Origin of the sequence: Parabacteroides vesiculifaciens (assembly GCF_049860805.1) — a bacterium.
GTDB lineage: Bacteria > Bacteroidota > Bacteroidia > Bacteroidales > Tannerellaceae > Parabacteroides.
Genome location: NZ_CP187555.1, coordinates 3,703,645 through 3,726,262, shown reverse-complemented (window position 1 = coordinate 3,726,262; position 22,618 = coordinate 3,703,645). Strand labels below are relative to the sequence as shown.

General features: G+C 46.9%; 14 protein-coding genes and 2 pseudogenes. 4 read left to right on the top strand and 12 right to left on the bottom strand.

Going from position 1 to position 22,618, the window contains the following annotated elements:
* Nucleotides 1-4: 4 nt before the first annotated feature.
* Nucleotides 5-2,674, bottom strand: a complete 2,670-nt coding sequence (locus ACPYIV_RS15010) for a TonB-dependent receptor (RefSeq protein ID WP_425883786.1) — start codon at nucleotides 2,672-2,674, stop codon at nucleotides 5-7.
* An 11-nt stretch (nucleotides 2,675-2,685) separates the two neighbouring features.
* Nucleotides 2,686-3,876: a DUF4925 domain-containing protein gene (locus ACPYIV_RS15005; protein WP_425883784.1), complete on the bottom strand. Its 1,191-nt coding sequence runs from the start codon at nucleotides 3,874-3,876 to the stop codon at nucleotides 2,686-2,688.
* 155 nt (nucleotides 3,877-4,031) lie between these two features.
* Between ACPYIV_RS15005 and ACPYIV_RS15000 the strand changes: the two genes are divergently transcribed.
* Entirely contained in the window at nucleotides 4,032-4,883 is an 852-nt protein-coding gene (locus ACPYIV_RS15000) for a helix-turn-helix domain-containing protein (protein ID WP_293734491.1), read from the top strand.
* Nucleotides 4,884-5,062: 179 nt separating this feature from the next.
* Entirely contained in the window at nucleotides 5,063-6,307 is a 1,245-nt protein-coding gene (locus tag ACPYIV_RS14995) for a glycosyltransferase (RefSeq protein ID WP_293734492.1), read from the top strand.
* A gap of 11 nt (nucleotides 6,308-6,318) precedes the next feature.
* On the opposite strand, the gene ACPYIV_RS14990 is transcribed toward ACPYIV_RS14995, so the two are convergent.
* The 4 genes from ACPYIV_RS14990 to ACPYIV_RS14975 form a co-directional block, all read right to left on the bottom strand.
* Nucleotides 6,319-7,518 (bottom strand): MFS transporter, encoded by a 1,200-nt coding sequence (locus tag ACPYIV_RS14990; protein ID WP_293740037.1) that lies wholly within the window; start codon nucleotides 7,516-7,518, stop codon nucleotides 6,319-6,321.
* A gap of 18 nt (nucleotides 7,519-7,536) precedes the next feature.
* The gene (gene pdxB, locus ACPYIV_RS14985; protein WP_425883781.1) at nucleotides 7,537-8,649 is read right to left on the bottom strand and encodes a 4-phosphoerythronate dehydrogenase PdxB; all 1,113 of its coding nucleotides are present in this window, start codon (nucleotides 8,647-8,649) and stop codon (nucleotides 7,537-7,539) included.
* Nucleotides 8,650-8,684: 35 nt separating this feature from the next.
* Nucleotides 8,685-9,539 carry a hypothetical protein gene (locus ACPYIV_RS14980; protein ID WP_293740035.1) on the bottom strand — a complete coding sequence of 285 codons (855 nt, stop codon included), beginning with the start codon at nucleotides 9,537-9,539 and terminating at the stop codon, nucleotides 8,685-8,687.
* A gap of 591 nt (nucleotides 9,540-10,130) precedes the next feature.
* Nucleotides 10,131-13,478 (bottom strand): DUF6383 domain-containing protein, encoded by a 3,348-nt coding sequence (locus ACPYIV_RS14975; RefSeq protein WP_425883779.1) that lies wholly within the window; start codon nucleotides 13,476-13,478, stop codon nucleotides 10,131-10,133.
* Nucleotides 13,479-14,193: 715 nt separating this feature from the next.
* Here ACPYIV_RS14975 and ACPYIV_RS14970 point away from each other — a divergent pair.
* Nucleotides 14,194-15,552: an ATP-binding protein gene (locus ACPYIV_RS14970; RefSeq protein ID WP_293734498.1), complete on the top strand. Its 1,359-nt coding sequence runs from the start codon at nucleotides 14,194-14,196 to the stop codon at nucleotides 15,550-15,552.
* A gap of 57 nt (nucleotides 15,553-15,609) precedes the next feature.
* Here ACPYIV_RS14970 and ACPYIV_RS14965 read toward each other — a convergent pair whose 3' ends face one another.
* The 6 genes and pseudogenes from ACPYIV_RS14965 to ACPYIV_RS14940 all read right to left on the bottom strand — a co-directional run bounded on the left by ACPYIV_RS14965 (nucleotide 15,610) and on the right by ACPYIV_RS14940 (nucleotide 20,288).
* Complete coding sequence (locus tag ACPYIV_RS14965) at nucleotides 15,610-15,741, bottom strand: hypothetical protein (protein ID WP_293734499.1); 132 nt, start codon at nucleotides 15,739-15,741, stop codon at nucleotides 15,610-15,612.
* 601 nt (nucleotides 15,742-16,342) lie between these two features.
* A pseudogene (locus ACPYIV_RS14960) lies at nucleotides 16,343-18,027 on the bottom strand (peptidase domain-containing ABC transporter).
* A 15-nt stretch (nucleotides 18,028-18,042) separates the two neighbouring features.
* Nucleotides 18,043-18,909, bottom strand: a complete 867-nt coding sequence (locus tag ACPYIV_RS14955) for an HlyD family efflux transporter periplasmic adaptor subunit (protein ID WP_293739899.1) — start codon at nucleotides 18,907-18,909, stop codon at nucleotides 18,043-18,045.
* Between the two features lie 376 nt (nucleotides 18,910-19,285).
* Entirely contained in the window at nucleotides 19,286-19,648 is a 363-nt protein-coding gene (locus ACPYIV_RS14950; protein ID WP_293733173.1) for a helix-turn-helix domain-containing protein, read from the bottom strand.
* Between the two features lie 10 nt (nucleotides 19,649-19,658).
* On the bottom strand, nucleotides 19,659-19,958 hold the full coding sequence (locus ACPYIV_RS14945) for a type II toxin-antitoxin system HigB family toxin (RefSeq protein ID WP_425883776.1): 300 nt from the start codon (nucleotides 19,956-19,958) through the stop codon (nucleotides 19,659-19,661).
* Nucleotides 19,959-20,159: 201 nt separating this feature from the next.
* The gene (locus tag ACPYIV_RS14940; protein WP_425883774.1) at nucleotides 20,160-20,288 is read right to left on the bottom strand and encodes a hypothetical protein; all 129 of its coding nucleotides are present in this window, start codon (nucleotides 20,286-20,288) and stop codon (nucleotides 20,160-20,162) included.
* A gap of 687 nt (nucleotides 20,289-20,975) precedes the next feature.
* Here ACPYIV_RS14940 and ACPYIV_RS14935 point away from each other — a divergent pair.
* Nucleotides 20,976-22,118, top strand: a pseudogene (locus ACPYIV_RS14935) (site-specific integrase); the annotation flags it as partial.
* Nucleotides 22,119-22,618 lie beyond the last annotated feature (500 nt).

Here is a 22,618-nt window from a genome sequence, read left to right as displayed (position 1 = left end):
CGTATCAGAAATTCGCGCTCAGCTGCATGACGTAGGTGCGGGGTGCCGAGACGAGCATCGGGCGTGTACTGTATTCCTTGTTGAACAAGTTGTTCACCATGAACTGGAAAGACAGCTCCTTCGTGATCTTCACGCCTGCACGCAAGTCGACCACGCAATAGGGCGTGTTGTTCTTCGCCCAATAGGAATGGAGTGTTTGCCCGTTCACGTTGCCGAAGAGGATGTCGCGCACATAATCCATGATTTCCGGCTGCTCTTTTGCCCGCTCGTCCACCATCAGGTAATCGACGGCCAGCGTCTTGCTTTTCCAGACGATATTGGTTCCCAGCGTCAGCCGTTTCCACTGGAAGTCGAGGACGGCTTTCACGGTGTGCTTCTGGCGGTACTTCAGGTATTTGGATGTGTTGGACTTCTCTTTCATGCGCATCGGGTCGTCGTAGGCCGCTTCTTCCTCGTTCTTTTTCTTGTAGCCGGCATCTTCCGGCTCGATGAATACATACCCTAAGTTGTAGCTTAGTGTGGCGTTCGGGTTGAACGTGTAAACGCCGTTCGTACTGATTTCCGCCCCGTAGATACGCGCTTTCGACACGTTATAGAACTGGGCGCCGAATCCCGGCATCTGGCCTTGGGTGATCATGCTCAGAAGGTCACGCGTACCGTTTATGTACTGGAATGTCGTATTGTTGAAGATACCGAAGCGGAATTCGATCATGTCGGTGTACTGGGTGTAGAATCCCGCCGCATCGAAGAATCCCATCAGATTGCCGAACTTATATCCCTGTTTGAAACCCAGTTCGGCGTTCACGCCTTTCTCTGCCTGCACTTCGCTGTTCGGGTAGACGCCGACACCGCCGATGTCCTTGCGGGCATATTTCTCGGTCAGCGAAGGATAGCGGTAGCCCTGCCCGAAGCTGGCACGGATAAAGCTGTAGTCGGCAAGCTGGTAGTTTAGTCCGGCACGGAAGATCGGTTTTACCGGAATCCGGGTCCCGAACAGTTTGGTGTCCGCCTCCCGCAAGTAGTTGTCCACCCGGTAGTATTCGGCACGCATACCGGCCGAGACGCTCAGGCGGTTGAAGAAACGCTGGTCGTACTGGACGAACAGGGCGGCATTGTCGCTGTCGTGCGTTCCGGTCGTTTCCGAAGCGCTTTTCATGTGTTCGTAGGTAGCCCCGGCGGTGATCTGGCTTCCGCTGTCCCATTTCTTATTGAACTGGTAGTCTACATAGTAGGTGTAGTTCTTGTCCGTTCCTTTGGGTACATTCTCCTTGTTGTTGTTCATCACCCAGGAGATCAGGTCGCAGTAATCGGCAGTCGTGGCGGTCGGGAATACCCCGTTCAGAATGTTGACGGCCCCGTCTACGATCCCGTTCAGGTCGCCTTGCAGTATCGGCTGGATCAGCGGGAAAAACGGGCTGTAGTCTCCGTTCTTGATGTTGTCGATATAAGCGTTGACCGTGGCGGCATCGCTTCCCATATTACCTAAGATGTCGTCGAGCGACTTGCGGCTGGAACTTCCGTCGATGATGTTGTCACCCCGGTAATAGAAACGGGTTTTGATCTTATGCGAGGTGTTGTTGTTCGGATTGGTAAAGTTGAAGAACGGGTCGATATAGAAGGTGTTCCCCTTGCGCCCCATATTGGCGATGGATGACGGTTGGTAGATTTCTACCGGCGAACGCCAGATGAAGAAATCGGCATATTTGTCGGCCAGGTAGTTGAAGTTGAACCCGTAGTTCAGGAGCTTTCCCTCTTTCATCGTGTGGTGGTACGTCATATTGCCTCCGAACCGCAGGCGCCGGTTGTATCCCTGCTGGCGGTACCCGTCATCGGAAAACAGGTTGAGCCCTCCCGACACGTCGAAGTTCCCGATCCGCCGTGCGTGCGAGATATCCGCCCCTTCGTATTCGTCATGGGCCGGATGGTCGTAGATCCCGACGTATGCGCGGGCGCTTGTGGTCGGCGTGAGTCCCGGCCGTTTCGTGCGGATGTTGATCACCCCGTTCAGGGCCGACGAACCGTAAAGCACGGACGAAGCGCCTTTCATCACCTCTACCTGCTCGATGTTTTCGAGCGGGACGATGTTCCAGTTGATCACCCCGTTGCCCGAACTCAAAGCGCTCATGCCGTCCACCAGCACGAGGCTGCGCGAACCGACACCGTACGTCCATCCGTTTCCGCCGCGGATGGAGGGTTGTTTGTCGTTGATATCCACGCCCGGCATCGTGTTCAGTGTCGAACTCAGGTCGGTAGGGGCCTGTTTGGCGATATCGCCCGCTTTCAACAGGTCCATCGAAACGGTGACATCGCTTAGTTTCTGCTCGAAGCGTCCGGCACTGACCACCACGTCGCCCAGCAGGTTGGCTTTGATGTGCATATAGACATCTTTTGTTTTGATGTCCCCTTTGCGGAGTATCAGCGGGAGTTGTTCGTTCTCGTACCCGATGTAACTGAACAGGAGGTCGATCCCGCCGTCCGGCAGGGAGATTTCGTAGGCTCCGTCGGCATCCGATATGGTTCCGTTCGTGTCTCCGTTTATTTTCTTGTAGGTGATGTTGACACCCGGCAGCGGTTCATGGGTTTCTGCGTCATAGACGTGTCCTTTCACCGTTTGTCCGAAAGTAGCTCCCGTGAAGAGCAGCAGGGTAAAAATCAGGATATATAGCTTTCTCATGCGAATTGCTTTTAGTTGACAGGTTTGTCCTTATATAAATAGATGCCGATCTCGATAGGAATAGTGTTCAGCTCCTGGCTCAGCTGGTCTAAGATCGCGCCGAGCGTTTTTCCTTTCAGAAGTATGCCCGCGATACCTGCGAACTGGGGCGGGATCAGGTCGCCGAGCAGATCCATGACAGGTGTGTTCAGCGTCTCTTCCGGGATAAAGACTTTCACGATATCCAGCAGGGCGAAGAGTTCTTGTATTTCCGATTTGTCGAGGATCAGGATAAGATCGCCTTTTGCCGGTTCCTCGCTCTCGCGGATCGTCATTTTGATACCGGTTGTAGACCAGGTATTGATCTTCCTGTAGGCTGCAAGGAGCGCATCTTCCATTGAGCTATCCCCGGAGCCGGCTTTTGTCTGTTTGTTTATCATCACCTGGCGGATGATCATGTCGATCTGCGGGATTACATATAAAGATGTATTGTCTTCCACGTAATAAGCCGCCAGGTTGGGAGGCGAAGCGATCCAGTCGTTCGTGGAATGTTTGACATAGCTGCCTATCAGATTTCCTATCCGGACCGAATCTGGCAGGGGAGCATAGCGGGCGATAATGTTGCCGTCCGCCTGGAAGCTCAGGTCGTCCAACACCGAACTGATCAGGTTGCTGACCAGCTTGCCGCCTACTAAGTTATACAGCATTCCGATCATCGTCTGCATACTGCCGTTGTCTACATCATAATAAGAGGCATTTCCGTGGGCGACAAACCAGGTCCTGTTCGTCGCCAGCCGGTTCTCCGGAATCGTGATGTCCGACAGTTCCAGTACCAGTCTTCCGGCCTGTATGCTACCCTGGTAACGGAACACCGTGCCGGTCGAAGCAGTCGCGTTGCCGCTGAAGGAATAGCTGCCGGTTCCCGCTGTCAGAGGAATCGCGGTTATTGCCGTTTCTTTATCGTGCGGTAGTACATATTTAAGAATAATATCGGCGGTTTTCCCGTCATCCGTCTTGAATTCCACATCTTTTCCGATACATGTATTCCCGTTGTAGCTCAAAATAAGGGAATCTTCGTTGGCTGGCGCACTTAGCTTGTTGGAGTAGGTCCCGTTCAATTCCGACGGGGCAAGAGCGTCATGATCATCATCGTCATTACAGGATATCAAGAGGATAGCCAGCATCATGGCGTAAAGGAAACTGCATACTGATTTTCTGTTCATATATTTTGCTTTTAGTCATATTATATGATGATACAAAGAACAGGCTTAAGTTTGAATCAAACAATCTCCATGTTTGGGAATAAATATTCTATTTTTAAGATTGTTAGGTTGGATAAGCATATTTTGCTACTTTTGAAACAACAAAACGATGTTTTATGAAGATAGACGTTGACTTGCCTAAATTCGATATCCCGAAGGATTTTATTGTAGGCGATGGTATTACGGGCGATATCCTGAATATGTACGGGCTTTTCCCCTGTAAGATAAAAGCGGGCGTGTTTGCCTTTTGCACGCGGGGGACGATCCGTGTGACGATAAACCTGGATGAACATACGGCACAGGCAAACGATTTTATAACCTTGCTTCCCAATACTTTTATCCAGATTCATGAGGTATCGGACGATGCGGAGGTCTGCTTCGTCGCCTTTTCTTCCCGTTTCCTCGAAAGTATCAACTTTATCCGCACGATCTCCAATCTGATCGTTACGATCATCGAGAATCCGGTAGTGCCTTTGCCCGATAATGCGGCGGCTATCTACAAAGACTTTTTCTCCCTGCTGGTGCGGGCCGACAACGATCCGGACTCTATCCTCTTTACCGACAGCCTGAAACCGATTCTCGACCTGCTGATCCAGGGAGTGATCAATATGTACAGGAAGTTCAATACCTGGAAAGAACCGGTCCTGAGTCGTGACAAGGAAATTGCCCGCGAGTTCGTGCAGCTTGTCTGGCAATATTATACGAAAGAGCGTAGCGCCTCTTTCTATGCCGGAAAGTTGCGGATCACCTTGCCTCATTTTTGCTACGTGATCAAAAAGACGACCGGGATGACGGCGCTCGATATCATTGCCAATGTGGTGATAATGGACGCCAAGGCGCAACTGAAATCCACGAATCTTCCGATAAAGGAAATCTCTATCGGACTGGGCTACAGTAATGTGGCTTTCTTCGACAAGTATTTTCGCCGCTATGTGGGAATGTCGCCGCTGGAATACCGCAACAGCTAAGACGCGACATTTAAAAATATTAAAATTTGAATGATGAATCGTAAAGATGGATATTGATTGACAGAGAGATAAACCCGTTCTTTGTCTCATTATGTTGATGAGTATGTTATTGGGCTTCCTTGCCTTTTGGATCCGTTGGCTATTCAAACGGAAGGCAAGGACCAAAAAAGAGCAACGCAATGAAAATACTACTGGTTACAAGGGGATCGCAAGGTGATGTGCTTCCTTATCTGGGTGTTGCCCGCGAGTTGGTGGACCGTGGGCATGAGGTGACGGTTAACTTGCCCCGTATTTTTGAGGAAACTGCCAAAAGCTATCGGCTGAATTATGTCTTGCAGAAGTTTGACGATATAAGCGGACTGATGGCGGATGTGGCGAAGGAGTCGAAAAGCGTTGGCAAGGTCCTGCAATGGACCCGCGACACGATCGGGGCACAGTTCGACCAATTGATCCCTTTGTTGCAGGAGCATGACATCCTGGTGGCCACCAATACCGAGTTTGCCGCTACCAGCGTTGCCGGGTATTGCCATAAGCCGGTTATCCGGACCGCTTACGCTCCTTTTTTGCCCGGAAACAAGATACCGCCTGCCGTACTGCCTTTCCCAAAACCGAACCCGATCATCCAGCCCCGCTTCTTGTGGTTCCTGATGAACCGGATGTCTAATTTTACAGCCAAAAAGACGGTCAACCGGAACCGGCTGCAATATGGACTTCCCCCGATAAAAAATTTCGGGAACGACGCGTCACAGTCGGCATACAATTATATGATGTATAGCCAGTACCTGGGGCAGACGGACCCCGAATGGGACCGTAAATTCCGCTGGAAGATCGGCGGGTATTGTTTTAACGATACGTTCGAATATGATGAGCATGCGTATCAGGAACTCATCTCTTTTATAAAAAGTGCCGGTACGCCTGTCCTGTTCTTCACGTTGGGCAGTTGCAGTACGGAGGATCGGAACCGGTTCTGCGAAATGCTGCTGAAAGTTTGTAAACGGCGTGACTACCGGCTCGTGGTCGGTTCGGGCTGGGCAAAAACGGGAGCTTCCATGCAGGCGGACGAACATCTGTATCTGATGCAACACCCGATTCCCCATTTCCTTATTTTCCCCCATTGCGACGCTGTCATCCATCACGGCGGGAGCGGAACAACCCATAGTGCGGCGCGTGCGGGTAAGCCTCAATTGATAACGCCGCTTATCATCGACCAGCCCTATTGGGCCTATCGTGTCAGCCAGTCGGGCCTGGGGCCGGAAAGGGTGAAGATATCCAAGGTGACGGAACAGGAACTCGACCGGAAGATCGGCGACCTGGTGTCCAACCCCCTCTATAAGGAAAATGCCGCCGCGTTGGGCGAACAAATCCGTAAGGAAGGAGGCATTGCCAATTTATGCGATTATATAGAGAGCTTTGGCCGGGAATAAAGAGCGAACATCTATCTCAGTTTATTCCGGTTGAAATGAGGACCTGCTTTCAATAAAAAGAACAGCGTCGAAAGAATAGTCAGGCACGCCCCGAACAGGTAAGCATGGTTGAACCCGCCGAAAGCCTGCGCAATACTACCGCCTATCATCAGCCCGATACCGATCCCCACATCCCAACTGGTCAGATAGGTGGAGGTCGCCGTTCCCCGCTGGCTGTTGGGAGCCAGGTTCACGAACAGGGTGTTGAAAGCCGGGAACATGGTTCCGAACGCAATCCCTTGCGAGAGGGCGATCCCGATATATAAATAGGACGTAAAGACCGGGTTCCACCGCATCAGCCTTTCCAGTGCTGCCAGTCCGAAGAAGCTGGCGGCGGCAAGGTACATTCCCAACGAGATAACGAGCGTAATCCTTCCTTTGTCGACCTGCCGCCCGGAGAACATGCGCGAGACAGCAAGTCCGATCGCCATAAAGGTGAAATAGAGTCCTGAATTGACGGAAATCCCGATCTCATCGGCATACATGGCCACGTATGTGGTCGTCATGCCGTAGGGGATGGAGAGCAGCAGCAAAGAGATGCCCGCCCAGGTCCCTTTCACCAAAAAGAAACGGTCCAGCGAGATCGGTTCCTTCTTTACCGGTTGCTTCTGAGGCGTTTTCACCAGATAGGCCATGAGGAAGCCGAGGAAGCAGGAGAGGAGCGAGCAGGCGAAAATCGTTTCGTAGGAGAAGTTAGTGTGCATGAACAATCCGGTCATCGGCCCGAAACTCATGGCCGTATTGTTTGCCAGCCCATAATAACCGATCCCCTCGCCGCGTCGGGAGGAGGGCAGGATGTCGATCACGATCGTATTGCCCGACACCGTCACCATGCCGAAGGCGAAGCCGTGCAGGATACGGAGCACGATAAAGATGCTCAGCAGGCTGGCGATCATATATCCGGCAAAGATGACCATGAAAACGGAATAGGCTAAGAGATACAACGGCCGTCTGGCGAATGTGTCCAGCAGATACCCGGAGAACGGACGGATGCAGAGGGCGGCTATGGTATAGCACGACAGGATAAAACCGATCATCGATTTATCCGCATCGAACCGGTCCTGCAGGTAAAACGGCAGGACCGGCAATATCAGATAGAATGCAAAGAACAGCAAAAAGTTGGCTGCCAAGATATAGCAGAAGCTGGGTGAAACGAGTTTGTCTTTTGCCATTGTTCCGTTTTGTTTGTGTTATTGTTGAATCCCGAATCCTAATTTTTGGAGCAGTCCGGCTTCTTCCGGAGTTGCATGGACGATCGTGTATGCCTGGTATTCCCGCGGATGATGGTAGTTTGCCCGGAACCATTCGAACTTGTCGGGGTTCTCCCGCAGCGCCCGGTCCACGGCAAGCGGATTAAAGCTGGTCAGGATCGCCTGTTCAATCCGTTTCCCATCGAACCGGTCCAGGTCGATAATCGGGTTTACGGGTGCCGGCGGAACCACTTCATCGATCTTGTCGATCTTCACCCGGAAGAATCTTTCGATGTTTTTCAGGCACATACGCGTCCCGTTGGCTTTTCCGTCTGCCGAAAATCCGGCGATATGCGGAGTCGCTATCGTGGCCAGTCCCAGTAATTCACGGTTTATGTCCGGTTCGTTTTCCCAGCAGTCTAAGATCAGTTCGCCGATCTTGCCTTCTCTCCGGGCACGCAATAGAGCGTCCGTGTCATGGACAGCTCCCCGGGATGCGTTGATGAACCAGGGGGTCCGTTGGAGTTTGCAGAAGAAGTCCTCTCCAGCCAGGTGGCGGGTGGCAAATCGGCCTTCCTTCGTTAGCGGCGTGTGAAAAGTGACAATGTCGGCTTGTTCGGCGATCGTGTCCAGCGAGACGAAACCTTCTTCTCCTTCCGCTTCCGCACGCGGCGGGTCATTGCGAAGCACGTTTATCCCGTAGGCCGTGCATAACTTCTCCACCTCTTTCCCGACATGGCCGACTCCGACGATCCCGATTGTCTTCCCCTGTAGTGCTTCTCCCTTGCGGAGCGCAATCGTGATCAACCCGGCAAGTACATATTGGGCAACCGAAACGGCATTGCATCCCGGCGAGTTCTTCCAGGTGATACCTGCCTCGCCGCAATACCGGGTGTCGATATGGTCGAAGCCTATCGTGGCGCTGATAATCAACTTCACCCGGCTTCCTTCCAGCAGCTCGCGCGTGCATTTGTCTATGCTCCGCACGATCAGTGCGTCTGCATCCTGTACGTTTTCCGGTGTAAACTCTTTGGAAGTGAGATATTTTACCTCTGCAATCGGTTCTGCGATTCCTTTCAGGTAAGGAACGGTATTGTCGGCGACTATTTTCATCTTGCTGTCCTTTTTCGAGGAGACAAAGGTAGGGATTATTTTCCAATCTTGACATAATTCAGTCGCGTGTACTGTATGCCGTAATTCTCAAACGTCGCAGCGATACGTGCCGAAGAAATATGCAGCACTTCACCCGGCCGGTAGGCATGTTCCAGGGAGGGCAGCTGCCCGGAGACATGACTGGGATTGCCGGAGGCAAAGGTCAAGTTGACCAGGTTGCCGCTCGCATCTATGGCGGTCAGGCGCTGGCGGACGAAGAAGACCGGAGTCGTCCCGATGACATGGGTCCTGTACGGGTCGTCTTCCACCCGTACTTTGGTTATTTTCAGGGTGAGATCGGTCAGTTTATCCCCCTTTTTACCTAAGAAACGGCTGGTGGGGCGTGGCTGGTATTTCTTTTTAAGCATCTTGTCTAAGTAGACGCAGTTGTAGGCTTGTGCCATTTTGACAAAACGTTCCTGTTTGGGGATCGTCGGCGTATATTTATGCGCGATCCAGTTCACGTAGCCCGGATCTATCCGCAAGATTTCATACAGGAAATGTCCGCGGTATTTGCCGAAAGCGATCAGATCGTCCCCGTGTGTCGACATCCTTTTCTCGTTGTAGTCCGTGACTAAGATCTGGCGGTTGGCATACCACAATTCGGAAGTGACGATGCGCAGCGACTGGATAATGTCCGCTTTCAAGTCTTCGATAAACAGGATGCATCGCTTGTCGAGCAGAGGCGTATAGAACCACAGGCTGTAGTTCGGATGCCCTTCCCTCGGTAAAACCACAAGATAGCACCCCGCCTCCTTATACGAGGCTTTCCCTTGGTTATAAATATTCAATTTCTCATACAGGAGCCCCTGTTCCGCCTCTGTTATATTGGGTAATCTGGGATTTGCCATATCGATACCTCCTTTTTATGTTTTGCAGATATATGATAAGTTTATCATGTACCCGTTTTCGGCTTTTTGGGTACATGACAAGTTTATCATGTACCCGTTTTCGGCTTTTTGGGTACATGACAAGTTTATCATGTACCCGTTTTGCGTTTATTGTGCACTATGGACAGATTCAACTGTTTTAGCACTGTCTTTGTTTCCAAATCATGTACTGAAGGCAATTCGGGTATGATGTATTTATTATCCATAGCTTATACTTGTTTGAAACTTTATTTCTGCTCTTCATGCTAACAGTATGAGTTGTGAACGAAGATAGTGATAATTTTTGACAATGGAGGTTGTCTTTGTTATTTTGCAGGGCAACTGCATCAAAATAGAGTTCACATCTTCCTCACAACGAAGCCCCGAAGATGTCGAACATCTCCGGGGCTTGTTTTGTGTCTGCCTTCGTCCTTCGCAGGGGAAAGGCAACATTCAATATACTTTAGTATTATTAATATTAAATCCGGCCGCCTGTTCGCCTGTCACAGGGTAATTGCCGTTTCCACGGCACGCGGCCAAACATTTTAGAATTATTTGATTATAAATTCAATCTTATTTTATGATAGCCTTTACAGCTTCTTCACCTTCAACAGCTACTACGACCACACCCTGAGGAGCAGCGATTACAGCGTTGTCGGAAGTCAGAACCGTGTTGGCAACCGGCTGGCCTAAGATGTTGCTGATAACAACCTTCTTGCCTGCAGCACCGGTGATTTCTACCTGGCCTTCAGATGCGATCACTTTCACACCTTTAGCTGCGATAGTTTCGTTATCTGTAGCGGTTTCGTCTTCAGCTGAAACGTCAAGAACGTTTACGACAACTGCATCTTCTTTCGGACCCATTGCCAATACACCGTTGATGTTGTGAACGTAGTTCTTACCATTGTTGTTCTGGCATACGATGTTGTATTCGCCTTCAGCGTCTTTGCTTGCAAATTCGAAGCTGAACTGGAAGTTCTTAACACCTGCTTTAACAGCGTTCTTCAAGCCGTCAACTGATTTACCATCAGCGATAGATACTGTATCGATCTTAGCAGCAGCATCCAAAGCCGGAACTAACAAGGTATCCTGAGCCATGATAGAAGCTGTGCGGAACATAACGCGGTTTGCACCTGTACCATAGATGTACGGAAGTTCTTTGTTTGCATCCTTTGCATCAGCAGAGTCTACAGAGTTCCACATATACAGTCTGCTTGCAGCAACTTCTTCAGTAGCCTTAACACCCTTCGTGATGTAGTAAGTGTAAGGAGCAGCATTGTCATAATGAGCGGTATCCAACCAGAAGATAAAGTCTAAGTTGCTATAAGCATCAGCTTTCAAGTCACCTTCGCGAACTGCGATACCCTGGTTCTTAGCGTTAACAGCAGCATAGTCGCCATTGATAGCCTGGATGCGTACGTGCTTCGGCAGAGATTTGTAAGAGGCAGGAGCTGACTGCGGTTTAACGATGAACATATCGTTACGAGCTGTCAGAGGTTCGCCGGAGATGGTCTTGTATTGAGTGCTGACAACCAACTTCTGAGCAGGAGTTGCTGTTGCATCATACAATACGAAAGTAGAATCCGTATCTACAGCGATCATAGAGAACTGAACCGGAGTACCGTTCTTTGTTGCATATTTGCCGTTAGAGAATACATAACCTCTTTTTGCATCATAGATGATAAATGCGCTGTCGGCATCCATGATTGTGTAAGTCACTTTCTTCAAAGCATCTTCTACACCGTATTTGCCTTCAGTAGAAGGAACTAAAGTGTACAGCACTTCGTCTTCCGGAGCAGCTACTTTCAGCGTAGAGTCTTTTGTCATTACAATGCTCTGTCCTTCCAATACGTCAGCAGCAGAAGTGATCGTGAACTTGTTGTTCTTGGCATCGTTAGCTGTGATATATTTGAAGCCGATATAAGCGTTGTCTGCATCTACGTCTTCGGCTGCTACCAACTGGATTGTGTCACCACCGATTACGAAGATGTTATTGTCTTTGTCGACAACGTTAGTTACACCCTGCCAGCCTTCAGTTTTATCACCACGGTTTGTAATAGTATAGTTGCCTTTGTCTACACCGGCAGCCTTAGCAACGACATACTGTGCAAACGGATTGAATGCCTGAGCTTTGCTTACATAATTAGCAGGATTAACCGGGCTTTCATCAAAGTATAAGCCATAATATTTGTTAGCAACACCGGCACTTTCTTCTTTTTCTGCATCAATTACATAATACAAACCTTCAGCGATTGTTGCGTCACCACCGATAGTAGCGTCTTTGTCGGATGTTTTGATAGTGGCGATCAAGTTACCGTGAGTTTCTGTAGCAGAAGTGATCTGACCAATTGTCAAAACTTTCGTGTTAGAAAGTTTACGGATTACTACTTGCTTAGCAGGAGAAACAGCGGCAGCAGTAAGTTTAGTCAAACCATCTGCGTAGTTTGCACCATCTTTGATAGCGGAAGTGGACAGAGAAGAAGCAGAGCCATTATTAAGACCTGCAATTTCCAGACCATTCAATTTAGTCAAATATGCATTTACGGCTGCTACATATTTTTTAACGTCATCTTTCTTTGCTACAGCATCAGAAAGAGCTTTGACTTTTGCAGTAACACCATCAGTAAAATCTTTACCTGTCTTTGTACCGGAGGCTGAATTATAATCACCATTTTCATCAAACTTGCTTTCTGCAAATTTATCCCCAGCAGCACCTGCGCCATCTGCAGCAAAATTACCTATCGCAGTCTTTACAAGAGCTACTGCTGTAGTAATTTCAGAAACACCAGTTTCACTTGGTGCACCAGTGATTAATGCATATTGGGCATCCAAAGTTGTTGCCACAGGAATAGAAGTCTGGACAAACGCCGGGGCAATCACCATAGAATCATTCGGAATGAAATATTTCACCGTAAATGCGGCTGTTGCCGGATGATGTTTTGCGATAACTGTACGATTATCGAAATTTGCTACTGCGGCAGAAGCAGGTTCTACAGCAATTGTATCAACTTTCAATACATTAAACTCTTTGCTTGGATCATAGAAGCTATAATCAACCAACAGATATTCTTTCTGCGTTTTATCAGCAGCAGTCATTGCATCGTTCATACGGTTTTTGTATTCTTTACCGTTTGTCAGATACAGGACAGAAGATTTACCACTACCTGCTGCATCATAAGCGCCAGTAGTATTATCAACAACGGCATCAACCGCTTCCCACTTATTAGCCGTCAACACATTCTTTTCAGTAGAAGAAACGTTTTCGTCAGTGAAGAACAAACGACCGCCTTCTTTCTCGACCAAAGCGTTGAAGTCATCGGCTGTCAGAGTAACACCTGTTGTTGAGACATCACCTAAATACATTGTTGTATTGGAAGGAGCAGTTGTTAGTTTAGCAGCCGCAAACGTTAAACGACCGGTAGAAGAACTTGTTCCAATAGTAAAGATTGAGTCGCCTTTAACAGCATAAAATCCTTTTCCTACTTCATAAGCCCATTCTGTGTTACCACCTTTTTCGTTTGCTGCAATTTCGTTTGCTGCCACAGCAGGATCAGCAATTGCTGCTCTACCGCCACCAACAATATTTGATTGCAAATTAACAGACAGCATCTGTCCTGACAAGCGGTTTGTAAATGAATAAGTATAAATTGTTCCTGCTTGAGTCGTATGAGGAATCAACTTTACCTGCCAAAGAGAACCCAACAAGCTGTTAATCTTGCCGGACCAGTCTGAAGCGTTTACTGTTGAAAAAGCACCTTTATCATCCATTGCCAGGTAAGTGGTTCCACCAGTTGCCGTTGACAAATGGATGAACTGACCGTCTTTCAAATCTGCAGTGGCAATATTTGTCGCCATCACATTTGTAGACAGTCCACCGGCCACCAGAGCGGCAGCCAAAAGAGTAGAAAATCTCTTGTTCATAATCATTAAAAATTAATTGTTAATAAAATAGTGTTTAAAAATCCAACAACTAATTTCACGAAGGAGAGAACAACTCCCCGCGAATGATTATGAACGGGCATAAAAAAACGCGGGCCAATTGTCTATTATCAAGTTTTAGGTATCGGCAAACACCCGTCCAACAATAATAGAACAATAGCCCGCGCCTTATACGATATAATACACCCATTTCCATAAAAATGGCAGATGAACTTATACGTAACCAGCGCAAGCATTTACTGCCCATTATTCTGTTGAACTTAAAATTTTGCCGATTTTAAAACTTAGAATAATCTTCGTAAAATGCTTACAATATGTAATTGATCCCGCGCTCCGTGAGCCGCTGCCCACTACGGAATCGTTGCAAAGGTAAATAGGTTTTCCGAATCAACAAGGAAAAATGCCCACAATTTTCCAAAATAGATGAGTTACAGGACAAAACAATACCGTTTGGGCAACATATTCCCTTAGTTTAGGGATAAAGGACAAGTAAGTGATATGCTTTGAATGAAGTAAATCATATTTATAAAGAATAGAGGGCGCAAAAGAATAGGGATTAATGTCGGAGGGTAAAAAAGCGTATTGCAGATAAAATCCTGTCTTGCAAATATGCGCATTGCAGGTTGATTACGGTGTGTCAAACTTGCGTATTGCAGAAAATATGGTTAAGTTTGCAGACAGATAAATATTGAGCGATATGATATTTAAACGTAAAGTGTACAACAAATTGCTTGCATGGAAACAACAGACGGCAGGCACCAAGGCACTTCTGATAGAAGGCGCCCGACGGATAGGCAAGTCTACGCTTGTGGAAGAGTTCGCAAAGAATGAGTACCGTAGCTATCTTTTGATTGACTTCAACAAGGTAAGCGATTCGGTTGTCTCGGCCTTCAACAATTACATGAACGACCTTGATACCTTTTTTCTGATCCTGTCTTCGGAGTACGGAGTGAGACTTTACCCGAAAGAGTCCATTATTATATTTGATGAGATACAACAATTCCCGAAAGCCCGGCAAGCGGTCAAGTATCTGGTAGCGGACGGGCGGTTTGACTATATAGAAACAGGTTCGCTTATTTCCATAAAGGAAAATGTAAAGGATATAACCATTCCATCGGAAGAGAGGGTACTGCTTATGTATCCTATGGATTTTGAGGAGTTTGCCTGGGCCATGGGAGAAGAACCGTTGATAGCGTATATCCGTCAATGCTTCGATAAAAAGGAACCTTTGGAACAAGGGCTTCATGCCAAGGCCATGCTGCTGTTCCGTCAATACATGATTGTGGGCGGCATGCCGAAAAGCTTGTCGGCCTATTTGGAGAACAACCGGAGCTTTGAGATGGCTGACATGGAAAAAAGAGATATACTGACACTGTACCGGAATGATATAATGAAGATTAAGTCCGGTTACAGGTCAAGCGTGCTGAGCATCTTTGACCAGATCCCGGCTTTTTTATCGCGCTCGGAAAGGCGGGTGGTGATGAGCCGGATAGAGAAGGGAGCCAGCTTTCCTAAGTATCACGATACCTTTTTCTGGCTCTCTGATTCGATGATCACCAATGAGTGTTTCAATTGTTCCGACCCTAATGTGGGACTCTCGCTGAATGAAGACAGGACATACGTGAAATGCTATATGGGCGATACCGGACTGCTTGTCAGCCATACGTTTGATGAGAATGAAATCTCAGACGGGGAGCTTTACCGGGAAATCCTGTTAGGAAAACTGTCTGTGAACGAGGGCATGTTCTATGAGAATGTAATCGCGCAGATGCTTGTGGCTGCCGGTCACAAGCTTTATTTCTATACCCGCTACAATGAAGAGAAGCACCGTAACGATGTGGAGATAGATTTTATACTTTCAAACCACAGCAAGCTAAAATATAAAATTTTTCCGATAGAGGTAAAGTCAAACGACAAATATACCATCCGTTCGCTTGTCCGGTTTAATGAGAGCTTTCATCAGCGTATAGGGGAAAGCTATGTGATTCATCCCAAAAACTTGAGCGTAAGGGAGGGAGTGGTATATCTGCCTGCCTATATGACTTTCTGTTTGTAGTTTTTCCCATGCCAACACTTCTTAATCAAAAGAGGACACCTTCGTTGTGAGCCGCTTTCATTCCATCCGGTTATCCGTATATAAAAGATCATGAGTCGGATCGTATGCTGCCATCCGGCTGACGAGGTTCCAGCTCTCGTCTTTTTCGTTCCAGGTATAGTTGCATACGCTGAGCACGTGATTGTCCAATTGCGAATAAATGATTTTGTCTTCCTGATTGGAGTAGCTGTTCGTATGGTTGTCCCATTTTTATGCTGATATTGTGGTCCAGGGCATAGTCGATACATTGCTGCAAGGTCCATATTTCTTGTGCCGAGATAGTAGCGGCAAACAATGAAAGTAAAGAAAGGATGATTGTTCGTTTCATATATATGTTTGATTGCTTTGTTTGTCGCAAAAGTAGAGGGATGGTAAAAAAAGTCAGGTTATCGGTATGTTATCGTTAGGTTAACGGCCCTGTCATCCGAAAGTGGCAAAATGCGAATCTGTTATTTTTTAAAAATGTTAAAACATACAATAACCCTATTGAAATGTCATGTTTTTGTATTTTGTTGAATATTAGTTGTTTGAGCAAATGACTGTTTATTAAAAAATATTACCCTTGCATGAATTTTTATTTTCACGGGTATGAAAATCGATTTTCATGCCCATGTATTTCGATTTGGACCAACGGCTATTTTATCGAATCGTACAATAAGTAATAAAACAATGGCGTCTCGTAGGGGCGGGGTTCTACTCCGCCCAATGGAAATAACGTCTGCCTTGCCCCTACGAAACGACATCATGCCCTTTATGTCAGCATGTCGAACTGTTCGTTCCAGAGCTGGTTGTAGATGCCGCCGGAACTGCATAGTTCGCGATGCGTACCGGTTTCCGTTACTTGTCCGTGGTCGAGGACGACAATCCGGTCGGCTGCTTTTATCGTACTGAGGCGGTGGGCAATGACAATGACCGTTTTGCCTTCACGTGCCAATTCGTCCAATGCTTGCTTGACAAACTTTTCGGAAATGGAGTCGAGCGAAGAGGTTGCCTCGTCGAAAATCAGGATATCCGGCTTTTTGTACAGGGCACGGGCAATGGCGATGCGTTGGCGTTCTCCGCCTGAAAGAGAAGTGCCGTGTTCCCCTATATACGTCATATACCCTTTAGGCAAACGTTCTATAAAAGATTGTAACCCCAGCCGGCTTATTAGATCGACGATCCGTTTCATATCCGGATGCAGGTCGCCGACGGCGATGTTTTCAACGATTGTTCCGGCAAACAATTCGATCTGCTGCGGTACGGTACCGATACGGCTGCGCAGGCTCCGGTTGTCGACTTGGGCGATGTCGTAATTGCCGATCCGTATTTGCCCGGACTGTATCGGATAGATATGTTGCAACAACGAAATCAGTGTAGTCTTGCCGGAACCGCTGGCGCCGATGATGGCTGTCGTCTTTCCTTTTTCGATGGTCAGATTCAACGATTCGAAAACTTGCTTGCGCGAACCATACCGGAAGGAAACGTTTTCGAACGTGATGTCGCCGATCATGTCCGGTTCGAGGGAGCCGATACCAATGTGATCAACGCCAGTTTCCAGGAATAGACGAACATCAGGCAGACGGAAAAGACGAGGATCATCATGTTCACCACCAAGTCCAGCGACACGTTATTAATGAAATTGCGGATTTTCACGGCATCGTTCACACGCGAAATGATTTCGCCGACACGCATCGTATCGAAAAATTGTTGGGGCAGCGTGAGCAGGTGCTTGTAGTAACCTAAGATTAGGGCCGCATCTATGCGTTGCCCGGTCTTTAATGCCAGAATGCTTTTCATTGCCCCAATAAACGTCCGTAGCAGCAGGATCAATAACATGATGATTCCCATCAGGTTCAACAGGTTCAGGTTTTTGTCCACCAAGACGTAGTCGGTTATTTTGCCGACGTAGACGGAAGTCGATAGTCCTAAGATACTGTAGACAAACGCGCCGAACAGTGCCTGAAACATGACGCTTTTATGTGGAATCAGTAGCGACAGGAACTTGCGTGCCATGCTGACCTTTTGATTTCCCTGGCGGAAGGTCTCTTCCGGCTCCATCAGGACCAACACACCCGTCCATTCTGCCTGGAACTCCTCATTCGTCTTTTTGTGCATCCGTCCGTCTCCCGGATCCATATAGGTGATATGTGTGTCCGTCACCTTGTAGATGACGACAAAATGTTGCAGTACCTCTTTGATGACAATATGGGCGATTGTCGGCTTGGGCACGATTTGCAAGGCTTCGAACTGGGCGCGAACACCTTTGGCAGACAGCCCCAACTTGTTTGCAGCTTCTACTAATCCTAAAATATTGGTTCCCTTCTGGTCGGTAAATGCATATTGCCGGATGCGGGCTACCGGAAATTGAAGGCCGTAATAAGCACATACGGACGCCAGACAGGCGGCGCCGCAATCGGTAATGTCGTGTTGTTTGATCTTGATTCCTTTTTTCATCTTATTCTTGTGTGTTTAATTTTTTGCAATCATCGTATTGGAATTATATTGTACGGGGTTTGCCCAGTCGTCTATCTTTTGGTACAGCAGGTCGAACAAGGAGCGTTCCGTGATCATGAAATGCGTGCTGACAGTCATCCCTTTTTTCAGAATGCCTTTCTTGCCGCTTTTACGGAGCGTCAGGTAATCCCGTTCCAGGCTGCATTTGACTTTGTAGAAAGAGTTTCCCTCACTGTCGGTCAGGAAATCGGACGAGATGTCTTTTACTTTGCCGGGGATCGTCCCCCATTCGTTGTAGTTGAACGATTCCACTTGCATATTGACCGGCATGCCGGGATAGAGAAACCCGATATTGCGAGGCGTCACATATACTTCCACGCACAGGGTCGAATCCGGACTGACGACGGCAAGCGACTGCCCGGCCTGGATATTGCTGCCCCGGTAGATGCCGGAAAACTGGTCGATCGTCCCGTCTACCGGGCTGCGTACGATATAGAGGTCTTTCTCCTTTTCTTCCTGCCGGAGGCTGGTACTCATTTCGCTATACTGGTTCCGGTAGGTGTTCAGGTCGGTTTGCCAGGTGCTTAGCTGGCTTTCCTGCAAGGAGGCCAGTTCGCTTTGACGGCTTTTATACTGCTGCCCTTCCCGCACGAATACGGAGTCTACATATTCGGTGATAGCCGCCTTGATTTCGGTCTTCTCGGTTACCGGTCGTACCACTCCTCCGCCTTGTACGGAAATATCCACATAAACGAAAGGCAAAGCAATGATTGTCGCTGTGATAGCTGCCAATACGACCCAGTAGATAACTTGCGATTTTGTCGTGTGCTGATAGATGTACGTCTCGATGCTGTTCTCTATCCATTCGTTCGGTAATAACATGATCTTATTTGTTTTATGGTTTATACATCGTTGTTTTCGACAAAGGTATGAAGAGCATAAAGCGGGGTATGTTATCGGTAGGTTAATGTTAGGTTAACGAAAAAAGATCTTGTCAATTTGTCAATCATGAATGACTTGTTTGATGGCAACTTACTCATTATGCTGTTATTTAATGATTTACTCATGTTTGTGTATTTTTGTGATTAATGTTTTACTGTTAAACAACATCTCTTGGAGTTAATTTGTCTTCGACCCATTCCAATACTTTGTCTTTCATTATTTTGGCGATACACGACAATAAATAAAACGATTGTTGTCGTAAAATGGCATAAAAAAAGCGTGACCGAAGCCACGCCCAAACAAATATATTATCTTATCAGAAACCCAACATCGCAGCTGGAGGAATATTCAGCACCCTACATAGCAACCTCGCAATTTTGAGAGTAGGCTCCGAACGACCAGAAATATAATCATTCACGCGTGAAGGACTTATTCCAATCTCACCGGCAAGTTGTTTTTGACTCATTCCTTTTTCTTCAAGAGATAACTCTATCAATTCTGCAACAGTTGGTTTTTCTATTGGGAAATGTTCCTTTTCATAAGCTATCACAATGTCAGACATAACTGTGAGTTCCACCGCATTCTTATCGTTTGCAGGGGTATTATCATCAACCAATGGCAAAAGTTCCTCTACTCTTGCCAATGCAAATTCATATTGTTCTTTGCTAACTTTATTCATATCCTGTATCTTAAATGGTTGAACAATCTATTTTATCATATTCTTTATGAGTACCTACCCAACGGATAAATATATATCCTATCGTAAACTTAACAACTACAACCAAACGGTAATTGTTGCCTCTGATATTGAAAACGTAGTGTTGATTGCCTACATAATCAGCAGAAAGAAAATCCACTTTAATGTCTGATAGGTTCTTCCATTCAGCTTTTTCCGCTATGTCATACCAACGTTCTAAGGCAATGCGTGAATCTTCATAACCTTTCGTTTCGTAGAACTCTTTCAATTTTTTATGTGATACAATTCTCATCTCTCTTTTGTTTGATGCAAAAATACGAATTAATTTTGAATTATAAAATTTTCCAAGGTGTATGTTTTATAAAATAGAATTATTTCAGACGCTTTACTTAATTCAGATGGATTGATAGCACCTAAAGCAAAAAAAATAGTAGTGGTGCGATTTTATCGCACCAGTAGTATTGAAAAAAGATCTTGTCAATTTGTCAAACTGTCAGATCAGCCCATCCCAGATTCGTCCGTACGTGTTCATCTTCCGGAATGGTTGCGGATAGGAGCGGGAAACGAGGGTTGCTATTGCCGTTTTGTTTGCGGGATCATCGGAAAGTTTCTTTTCTGTCATTGGGAAACCGGGATGGTGCAGAAGAAATGAATGAGCGTGTCGGCAGGAAAGATGGATTCCTGTCAAAGCGTCAATCCTAAATGGCCCGTTCGATGGAGCTTGCGAGGTGTTAAAATTGTTTTCAAATGGCTTCAGGATGGTTTTTTACGATACTTTTTTTCTTTGTTTCCATCCGTCCGGCCAAATCATCTAAATGATTTTCCGGATTCATCCGTATGGTTTGTCCGAAACATCCTAATGGTTTTGTAAAAACATTCAGACCATTTGAAAAATCATTTAGATGATTTGGAGGAAAAAGTACAAAAACAAGGAAACTTTAGGCTGAAAAGACTGAAAATAAGAATTTGCTTGTAAGAAAGAGCGTTTAAAATAAATCAAATTGACGGTAAATAGCCTGTTTCGCTACAAATTTGCATTTCATAAAATAAACATATAGCCAAAAAGTAAATTTGAGAAAAGCGTAGCGATTCAACTGAAAGAGTGGTCGTTACGCTTTTGCTTTTGATGTGAAAAAGGTCGTTTACAGACATCTAAAAGCCACACAACGCAAGAGTTCAGTTACCACATCATTACTGCCGTAGTGTGTGGATTCTCAGAATAAGCATCTGTTTTTCTGCGATTTGCGTAATTTTGCGTAGCTGTCGGTAACTCACGGTAAACTAATTTTGTAACCAAAAAATGTGAGTTATGCGAAGTACATTCAAGGTCTTATTTTACGTGAAAAAAGGCAGTGCAAAGCCCAACGGCAACCTGCCACTGATGTGTCGCCTTACGGTGGACGGAGAGATTAAACAGTTCAGCTGCAAGATGGACGTTCCGCCCCATTTATGGGACGTGAAGAACAACCGCGCTTCGGGCAAGAGTGCCGAAGCGCAGAGAATCAACCATGCGGTTGACAAGATTCGGGTAGAGGTGAACCGCCGATACCAAGAACTGATGCAGACGGACGGATATGTAACCGCTGCCAAATTGAAAGACGGTTATCTCGGCATCGGTGTCAAGCAGGAAACCTTACTGAAACTCTTTGAGCAGCACAATGCCGAGTTTGCGAAGAAAGTCGGACACAGCAGAGCCAAAGGGACATTTAACCGTTATCAGACCGTATGCAAGCATATACGGGAGTTCCTGCCTCATACCTATAAGCGTGAGGATATTCCCCTAAAAGAGTTGAACCTCACGTTCATCAACGACTTCGAGTATTTTCTGCGAACCGTGAAGAAGTGCCGCACCAATACCGTATGGGGCTACATGATTGTGTTGAAGCACATCATTTCCATAGCGAGGAATGACGGACGTCTGCCATTCAATCCCTTTGCCGGGTATATCAACTCTTCCGAAAGCGTGGACAGGGGGTATCTTACTCAACAGGAGATACAGACGCTCATGGACGCTCCTATAAAGAACAAGACGCACGAGCTTGTAAGGGACTTGTTTCTGTTTTCGGTGTTCACGGGTTTGTCATATTCCGATGTGAAGAACCTAACCACCGATAACCTGCAAACATTCTTTGACGGTAACCTGTGGATAATCACCCGAAGAAAGAAGACGAATACGGAATCCAATATCCGCCTGTTGGACGTTCCCCTGCGAATCATCGGGAAGTACAAGGGGCTGACGAGGGACAACCGAGTGTTCTCAGTACCGAGCAACGGCAGTTGCAACAAGATACTGAAAGAAATCGGTAAGCAATGCGGTTTCAAGACACGGCTCAGCACACACGTTGCAAGACATACGAATGCCACGACTGTGCTTTTATCGCATGGTGTACCTATTGAAACCGTTAGCCGTCTGTTAGGGCATACCAACATAAAGACCACGCAGATATACGCCAGTGCGCCCAGAATGGTCGCTTAATAAATACTTCTTTAGCAAGAAGTTAGGATTGGGTTCGATATAATCCTATCGTCAATCAGTTTATCCAAAGGGGAAACCTGGTGGGGAGTGTAGCATACTGATTAAAGCCCTAAGTCTACTAATAGTCAAGTAGCGACTGAGGGGCAAGACGAAAAGACATACATAAGGATGAAGCCTTGATTGGTTGAACGATAGTTCTGTGGTACCAAATCTTGCAACAACGGAAGACTATTATACATACGTTGTTTCATAGTACTCTGCCTATTTTGTGCGTTAGTGCAGAGCATAAAGAACCGACTATGACACAGCCGCAATAAGCGGACAAGAACGAAAGTCGCATCCGACAGTATGACGTGCTAATAGTTATTAAGAGAACTAACTGGGGATTACCTAAGTCGGAACGCTGGAATAAACAGCTATAAAGAAAGCTTTTGAATATCCGATATGGTAACGGAACTTCCGTAGTAGTCCGAGCA